Below are 7,841 nucleotides of genomic sequence, written 5' to 3'. Positions count from 1 at the left end.
AAGTCGCGTTCGGAAGTGTTCTTTACTTGCCGGTGAACTTCGGCGTGCGCTTCTCCTGACGCGCAGTACGGAATTCGGAGGCGTCGTCGGAGTACCACGCCTTGCGCTGTAGTTCCTCGCGAGCCGGGTCGTGGTCGGCGCGCGCGAGATCGTCGTTGATCACGGCCTTGATGTGCTGCAGCGACAGAGGCGCGAACGTCGCGAGCTCCTGGCAGTACGCCATCGCCTCGGTCGCGTCCCCGATCTTGTTGGCGAAGCCAACACGCTCGCAGAAATTCGCGTCGACCGGCTGCGCCGAGTACAGAAGGGTCCGCGCATGCCCACCACCTATGACGGCGGAGGCGCGTTGAACCGTCCACCAGTCCAGAGCAAGCCCGACCTTGACAACCGGAACCGCAAGGAATGCCTGTGGGTCCATCACCCGAAGGTCCGCGGCGAGGGCGAGCTGGACGCCGGCGCCCACGGCCGGTCCGTTCACGGCGGCGACCACCGGGATCGGGATCGACTCCATGGTCCGCAGAAGCCGCTCGTGCTGGTCGTAGAATTCCTCGGAGTACACACCGCCGCCGAGATCGGCGCCGGCCGAGAAGGCAGTGCCGTTGCCGGTGAACATGATGACGCGGACCGGGTCGTCGGCGTCGAGGGTCGCGACCTGCTCTTCGAAGGCCTCGCGGAGTGCGCGGCACACGTCGGCATTGATCGAATTTCGCTTCTCGTGCCGATCCATGGCGATGACGGCCACCGCGCCCTCGCGACGTACTTCCAGCATTCGCAACCTCATTCACTTTCGAAAAATGCAGGCGGAAGCCACCACCTGGGATGACCAGCACCTTTCGGACATGTCTATCGGTAACGGTACCCGGCGTGCGCCGTCGATATGGGCCACGGGACCGCCCGGCACTGCCTACTATCGGGATATGCCACGAATCTCCGCCGCAGAACTTCGCGATCTGGTCCTGGACGAAGGCAGCTTCGTGTCCTGGGACAGCCCGACCGGCCCTCCGATGTGGGCTCAATCGATTGAGAACTATCCGGAGGAATTGGCTGCGGCAAGAGAGAAGTCCGGCGTGGACGAGTCCGTCGTCACCGGCCAGGGAACCCTCTTCGGCCGGCCTGTCTGCGTGGTGATCGGCGAATTCAAGTTTCTCGCCGGTTCCATCGGAGTCGCCGCGGCGAGCCGTGTCACCGAGGCGATTCAGCGTGCCACCGCGGAGCGCCTTCCCGTACTCGCCGCGCCCACGTCCGGCGGAACGAGGATGCAGGAGGGCACTGTTGCCTTCGTCCAGATGATCAAGATCGCGGCCGCCGTCGCCGCCCACAAGTCTGCGGGGCTCCCCTACCTCGTCTACCTACGCCACCCCACGACAGGCGGCGTGTTCGCCTCGTGGGCATCTCTCGGACACGTCACCGTCGCCGAGCCAAGGGCGCTCGTCGGCTTTCTCGGCCCACGTGTGTACGAAACGCTCTACGACGAGCCTTTCCCCGATGGCGTGCAGGAATCGGAGAACCTCGCGAACAAGGGCGTCATCGACGGAGTCGTGGGAAATCGCCACGTCCGAGACCGCACCCACCGCACATTGCGAGTGTTGTGCATGGACCCACCCACCGAGGAGGAACTCTCACCTCAGATCGTAGAGCCCCACGAGGACGACGCAACGGGGCCCAACCCGGTGTTCGTCCCGGAAAGTCAGGATCCGTGGAGGTCCGTCGAGTCGACCAGACGCCAGGATCGTCCGGGCACGAAATCATTCCTCTCCACCGCGGTCTCGGATCTCGTTCCCTTGTCGGGCACCGGTCAGGGTGAGGATTCCGGGCCCCTGTCGCTATGTCTCGGGAGGATTCGCGGGCAGGCCGCTGTCATCGTCGGCCAGGACCGAGTGATCGAACGCGACCGGCCGATGGGGCCGGAAACGCTTCGCACCGCTCGCCGCGGGATGCGTTTGTCCCGCGAACTAGGGGTGCCGCTGGTCGCCATCATCGACACGCGTGGCGCCGACCTTTCGAAAGACGCCGAGGAAGGCGGACTGGCCGGAGAGATCGCGCGGAGCCTGGCCGATCTCGTCACCCTCCCCTCTCCCACGATCTCGGTGATCATGGGGCAGGGAACCGGCGGAGGGGCGCTCGCGCTGCTCCCCGCAGACAAGGTGCTGTGCGCAGAGAACGGATGGCTTTCGCCACTACCGCCGGAGGGGGCAAGCGCGATCGTCCACCGCACGCCCGACCGGGCGGCGGATATGGCCCGCTCGCAACATGTCTCGGCGCCGGAACTGCTTCGACACGGCATTGTCGACGAGATCATCGCCGAAAAGCCCGACGCGGCGGACGAGCCCGTCGCGTTCTGCCATCGTCTCGCCGAATCGATCGCCGAGGGCCTCAAGTACGCCCGCCGCACGCCGCAACACATCCGTCAGTCCGACCGGCTGCGCCGCTACCGAATGCTCTCGTAGAAACCCGGGTCCCGCGGCGGGCATTCGACTAAAATCGATCGCACTCGCCGGAAGTTCCGCCGCACGAGCCATTGACGGCGATCGGTTCGGCGCCATATCGAAGCCCCGAATCGAGAACGAACCGAAGGAGTCCATCCGTGTCCCAGGAATCTCCATCCCCAACGACCGCCGAGCGCGAGGCATACGACAAGGCATTCGAGCAATCCGTCACGGATCGCGACGGCTTCTGGCTCGAGGCGGCCCGGCTCATCGATTGGATCCAGCCGCCGAGCTCCGCCGTCGATGTATCGAACTCCCCGCACAATAAGTGGTTCCCCGGCGGCAAGCTCAACACCTGCTACAACGCTGTCGACCGGCACGTCGATTCGGGCCGCGGCGAACAGGCCGCAATCATCTACGACTCCCCCGTCACCGGCACCTCGCAGACCATCACCTACAACGAGCTCCTGGCGCGCGTGTCGCGGCTGGCGGGTGCGCTGCAGGCCGATGGGGTTCGCAAAGGCGACCGCGTCGTCGTCTACATGCCGATGATCCCCGAGGCACTCGTGGCGATCCTGGCGTGCGCACGCATCGGTGCGGTCCATTCGGTCGTGTTCGGCGGATTCGCGGCACCCGAGCTCGCGATCCGCGTGGATGACGCCAAGCCCGCCGTCATACTTACCTCGGATGGAGGGATCGAGCCGAGCCGGCAGGTCCCGTATGTGCCGATCATCGTGAAGGCGTTGGAGCTGGCCCGGCATACGCCCACGACCGTCGTCGTGCACGAGCGCGCGGAATTCGGCCGCGATGCGCTGCCCACCGGTGAAGAGGCGCGCGGCGCGGCGTGGGTGCGGTGGGCGGATTTCGTCGACGGTGCGGAGGCCGCCGTTCCGGAAGAGCTCGACTCCGCCGACCCGCTGTACATCCTCTACACCTCCGGCACGACAGGGCTGCCCAAGGGCGTCGTCCGCGACAACGGCGGGCACGCCGTCGCCCTGGCCTGGTCGATGTGGAACGTCTACGGCATGTCCGCCGGCGACGTGTGGTGGACCGCGTCCGACGTCGGCTGGGTCGTCGGGCACTCCTACATCGTGTACGCGCCGCTACTCGTAGGCGCCACGACCGTGCTCTACGAGGGCAAACCGGTGGGCACCCCGGACGCCGGCGCGTTCTGGCGGGTCATCGCCGAGCATGGCGTCCGCGCAATGTTCACCGCGCCGACCGCGATTCGCGCGATCCGCCGCGTCGACCCGAACGGCGAGGAGATCGGCAAATACGATCTGTCGAAGTTCGAGACGCTGTTCTCCGCCGGCGAGCGGCTCGATCCCGAAACCCAGACGTGGGCGATGGACCAGCTCGGCAAGCCGGTTATCGACAACTGGTGGCAGACCGAGACCGGCTGGCCGCTCGCCTCGAACCTGCGCGGACTCGCCCCCATGCCGATCAAGCTCGGCTCGCCAACCGTCGCCGTGCCCGGGTCCGACCTCGTCGTTCTCGACGGCGAGGGCAACGAGGTGGCCCCGGGCGTCGAGGGCAACCTCGCGGTGCGGCTGCCGCTGGCCCCCGGCAACATGCTCGGGCTGTGGAACGACGACGAACGTTTCGTCTCCTCGTACATGTCCACGTTCGAGGGCTTCTACGCGACCGGCGACGGCGGGTACATCGATTCCGACGGCTACGTGTTTGTCATGGGGCGCACCGACGATGTCATCAACGTCGCAGGCCACCGCCTGTCCACCGGTTCCATCGAGGCCGCGATCGGTATCCACTCCGATGTTGCGGAGGTCGCCGTCATCGGAGTGAAAGACGAGCTCAAGGGCCAGCTTCCCGTCGGATACGTGGTGCTCAAGTCCGGGGTCGTCGCCGACCCGTCGACGCTTCGGGAGGAGCTCGCCGCGCTCGTGCGCGAGCACATCGGCGCGGTGGCCTCGTTCCGCGACACCCACATAGTGCAGGGGCTGCCCAAAACCCGCTCGGGCAAGATCTTGCGCAAGACCATGCGTCAGATCGCCGACGGGCAGACCCCCAACGTGCCGTCCACGATCGAGGATCCCGACGTGCTCGACGCGCTCGCGCCGGTCCTGCGCGGAGAGGCGGACTAGCGGCCATGCCGACATCGTTCGATGACGTCGCCGGGATGGGCAATCCCGCCCGCGGAGCGCTTCGGGCAGCGGGCTACGCCGACGTGGAATCGCTCGCCGGGGCCGACTACGCCGAGCTGGCCGCGCTCCACGGAGTCGGCCCGCGTGCGCTCGACCGTCTCCAGGAGGTGCTGCGGGCGCAGGGCACGACGCTCGGCGGAACCGTGCCGGCGCCGAAGAAGCTCGGCGCCACCGTCACCAAGGGGCACACCGGCAAACATGCGGCCGATATCAAGACCGCGCCCACCGACGTCATACCTTCGGAGTGGATCGACGAGCTTCCCTGACCGAAGCGCCGGGAGCACGGCGCGTTGCTGCTGAAGCTGTTCAATCGCGCCACCGGGGAGACACCGGTGATGTGGGGGCCGTCCATGGTCGGGTACGGCGAAGTCCACTACACCTCGCACACCGGGCGGGAGGGCGACTGGTTCCAGACGGGGTTCAGCCCGCGCAAGGCCAACCTCGCGCTTTACGGTCTCCAGGGGCACCCGCGCCCCGACGAACTCCTCGCCGCGCTGGGCAAGCACAAGGTCGGCGCGGGGTGTATCTGGATCAACAAACCCGAAGACGTCGACCTCGAAATCCTCGAGGAGCTCGTCCGCCACGCAGCGGAGAGTTAGCAACTTCGGAGAAATAGAACTCGGCCCCCGGAAGATTCCGGGGGCCGAACAAGTTCATGCGTGCGGTCGCGTTGCCTAGGCGTCGATCAGGTCGATCATGAACACCAGCGTGCGTCCGCCGAGCGGGTGCAGGGCCGGCGAGGTGCCGTAGGCCATTTCCGGCGGGATCGTCAGCTTGCGGCGACCGCCGACCTTCATGCCCGGAATACCTTCCTGCCAGCCCTGGATCAGACCGTTGAGCGGGAACGAGATCGACTCCCCGCGATCCCAGGACGAGTCGAACTGCTCGCCATTTTCGAAGTCGACACCGACGTAATGCACAGTGACATTCCCGCCAGCGACGGCCTCGGCTCCGTCGCCCACGATCACGTCCTCGATGACGAGTTCGGTCGGGGCAGGGCCTTCTGCGGGCTCGATCTCTGGCTTTTCGAGAGTCATTTCGGAGTCCTCTGATTGTGTAACAGTTGTCTCGGCAGTGCTTTCCGCCGAGGAGTCGGCCGGTATCTGCTTGTCGGAACATCCGACGAGCGGACAGCACACGGCTGCCGGTCCGGCGAGAACCGGACCTCGGCGATGCCGACCGGTTCCCCCGATCCTAACGCTCGGATACCGGTACGAAGTTCTTTTCCGTCGCGCCGACGTACACCTGGCGCGGACGATTGATCTTGGTGGCGGGATCGGAGTGCTGCTCGCGCCAGTGCGCGATCCAACCGGGCATACGGCCGAGCGCGAACAAGACGGTGAACATCTCGGTCGGGAAGCCCATCGCACGGTAGATGAGGCCGGTGTAGAAATCAACGTTCGGGTATAGCTTCCGCTCGACGAAGTAATCATCGGCGAGTGCCTTCTCCTCGAGGGCCTGGGCGATCTCGAGCAGAGGATCGTTGGCCTTGGACAGCACATCGGTCGCGAACTTCTTCGCGATGGCCGCGCGCGGGTCGTAGGACTTGTAGACGCGGTGGCCGAAGCCCATGAGCTTCGCGCCGTCTTCCTTGTTCTTGACCTTGTCCATGTACTTGGTGGCGTCGCCGCCCTCGTTTTCATGTATGCGCTCGAGCATTTCGAGAACGGCCTGGTTGGCGCCGCCGTGCAAAGGCCCGTAAAGAGCATTGATGCCGCCGACGATCGAGGCGTACAGCGGCGCATTGGACGAACCGACCATGCGGACGGTCGAGGTCGAGCAGTTCTGCTCGTGGTCGGCGTGGAGAACGAGAAGCATGTCGAGCGCGCGGACGAGCTCGTCGGTGATCTCGTAGTCCTCGCCAAAGGTCATTCGGAGAAGGTTTCCGACGTAGCCGAGCGATGCATCGGGGGCGATAGGTTCCTTGCCGGCCCGTACGCGGTGGATCGCTGCCGCAAGCGTCGGCGTGCGGCCGAGCAGACGCGCGGTGGCGAGATCGATCTGCTTGTCGTCCTTGATGCTGATGTCGTCGCCCAGCGTGCCGAACAGCGACACACCGGCGGAGAGCACGGGCATCGGGTGGGTGTCGGTCGGGAACGCGCGCAGCACCGGCGAAATGATCTCGGGCAGCGAGGTCTCGCCCATAATCGACTCTGTGAACGACTGCAGCTGAGCCGGGGTCGGGTCCTCGCCGTAGATGAGGATGTACGACACCTCGAGGAACGATGCCTTCTCGGCGAGCTGGTCGATCGGGTAACCGCGGTGGCGGAGTATTCCCTCATCACCATTGATGAAGGTGATCTCCGATTGGCACGCGGCGGTGTTGACGAAACCGACGTCGAGCGTCGTCATCCCTGTCTCTCCGAGCAGCTTGCCGAGCTGCATGCCCGAACTGCCCTCGGTGGCCTTAACCACTTCCAGGTCCAGATCTCCGTTGGGCGTGGAAAGGGTGGCCATTCCGTTCGCTTCTGCAGGCATGCGTTGACCTCTCAAGCTCGGTACGTTGTGCGTTTGCGCCCCACCGTTTTCGGTGCGGGCACACGATGGCACGGACGCGCACCAGGTTTTGGTGGTTCAAGTGTGAGCGTCCGTAAGCCTGGTCGTCCCAGTCGTGTCCACTTTAGCCCGTACACCGGTGCTGCGGCATATGGTCCCCTCATTATTCACTCAGCGAAAGCCGGTTGGCGAGGACTAACCGAGACTGTTAAATGCGCTGGGGCTCACGCAATGCGGTCAGGGTTGGAGCCTTTCCACGCGCCAGGCCAGCACGCTTTCGCCCTCGCGTCCGCCGTCGCCCGAAGGCCGGTCGCTGTGCGCCGCCTCCCCGTCATCGCCGGTCGACTCCCGGGTCGCGACGAGTCGATCATGGAATCGTCCGGCACCCCCTTGCCAGAATTCCACGCGATCGGGACGCAGTTCATAACCTCCCCAATACGCCGGCATCGGCACGGAAAGCTCTTCCCCACCGGGGCCGGTGAAACGAGAGGCCGCCTCGGCGTACAGCTCGCGCAACTCGGGAGCGCCCGCCACGGGACGCGATTGCGCCGACGCCCATGCCGAGATCTGCGATTCGCGCGAGCGCGTGGCCCAGTATTCGCGGCTTGCGTCGTCATCCAGTGGCACTACGAGGCCCTCGAGGTGCACCTGCCGCTCGGCTTCGAGCAGCGGGAACGTCGCGGACGCCCGCGGATTTGCTGCGAGCTGGGAGCCCTTGCGCGAGGTGCGCGTGGTGAAAAACCGCACGCGGTCGGCG

At 65.8% G+C, this 7,841-nt stretch carries 6 protein-coding genes and 1 pseudogene; 3 read left to right on the top strand and 4 right to left on the bottom strand.

Annotated features, from left to right (window positions below; translation table 11 throughout):
• Positions 1-22: 22 nt before the first annotated feature.
• Positions 23-769, bottom strand: a complete 747-nt coding sequence (locus K8V11_RS01975; RefSeq protein ID WP_303910534.1) for an enoyl-CoA hydratase — start codon at positions 767-769, stop codon at positions 23-25.
• Positions 770-917: 148 nt separating this feature from the next.
• On the opposite strand from K8V11_RS01975, the gene K8V11_RS01970 reads away from it, so the two are divergent.
• The 3 genes and pseudogenes from K8V11_RS01970 to K8V11_RS01960 all read left to right on the top strand — a co-directional run bounded on the left by K8V11_RS01970 (position 918) and on the right by K8V11_RS01960 (position 5,187).
• Positions 918-2,447 (top strand): carboxyl transferase domain-containing protein, encoded by a 1,530-nt coding sequence (locus K8V11_RS01970; protein ID WP_303910533.1) that lies wholly within the window; start codon positions 918-920, stop codon positions 2,445-2,447.
• 137 nt (positions 2,448-2,584) lie between these two features.
• The gene (locus tag K8V11_RS01965; protein WP_303910532.1) at positions 2,585-4,528 is read left to right on the top strand and encodes an AMP-binding protein; all 1,944 of its coding nucleotides are present in this window, start codon (positions 2,585-2,587) and stop codon (positions 4,526-4,528) included.
• A 5-nt stretch (positions 4,529-4,533) separates the two neighbouring features.
• Positions 4,534-5,187 (top strand): annotated as a pseudogene (locus K8V11_RS01960) (DUF1801 domain-containing protein).
• 75 nt (positions 5,188-5,262) lie between these two features.
• Here the strand turns inward: K8V11_RS01960 and K8V11_RS01955 are convergent.
• The 3 genes from K8V11_RS01955 to K8V11_RS01945 all read right to left on the bottom strand — a co-directional run.
• Positions 5,263-5,625 carry an FKBP-type peptidyl-prolyl cis-trans isomerase gene (locus K8V11_RS01955; protein ID WP_303910531.1) on the bottom strand — a complete coding sequence of 121 codons (363 nt, stop codon included), beginning with the start codon at positions 5,623-5,625 and terminating at the stop codon, positions 5,263-5,265.
• Positions 5,626-5,782: 157 nt separating this feature from the next.
• Positions 5,783-7,066 (bottom strand): citrate synthase, encoded by a 1,284-nt coding sequence (locus K8V11_RS01950; protein ID WP_303910530.1) that lies wholly within the window; start codon positions 7,064-7,066, stop codon positions 5,783-5,785.
• Positions 7,067-7,321: 255 nt separating this feature from the next.
• The coding region (locus tag K8V11_RS01945; protein WP_303910529.1) for a pyridoxal 5'-phosphate synthase at positions 7,322-7,841 on the bottom strand (520 nt) is incomplete at its 5' end.

It is taken from the genome of Dietzia timorensis (assembly GCF_020742175.1).
Lineage (GTDB): Bacteria > Actinomycetota > Actinomycetes > Mycobacteriales > Mycobacteriaceae > Dietzia > Dietzia timorensis_A.
Note: the sequence above shows the minus strand (reverse complement) of the source record. Positions and strands in the feature narration are given on the sequence as shown.

What these genes read in the sequence shown, in the direction of transcription:
- K8V11_RS01975 (WP_303910534.1), bottom strand. Translation starts at nt 769, where the DNA reads ATGCTGGAAGTACGTCGCGAGGGCGCGGTGGCCGTCATCGCCATGGAT.
- K8V11_RS01970 (WP_303910533.1), top strand. Translation starts at nt 918, where the DNA reads ATGCCACGAATCTCCGCCGCAGAACTTCGCGATCTGGTCCTGGACGAA.
- K8V11_RS01955 (WP_303910531.1), bottom strand. Translation starts at nt 5,625, where the DNA reads ATGACTCTCGAAAAGCCAGAGATCGAGCCCGCAGAAGGCCCTGCCCCG.
- K8V11_RS01950 (WP_303910530.1), bottom strand. Translation starts at nt 7,066, where the DNA reads ATGCCTGCAGAAGCGAACGGAATGGCCACCCTTTCCACGCCCAACGGA.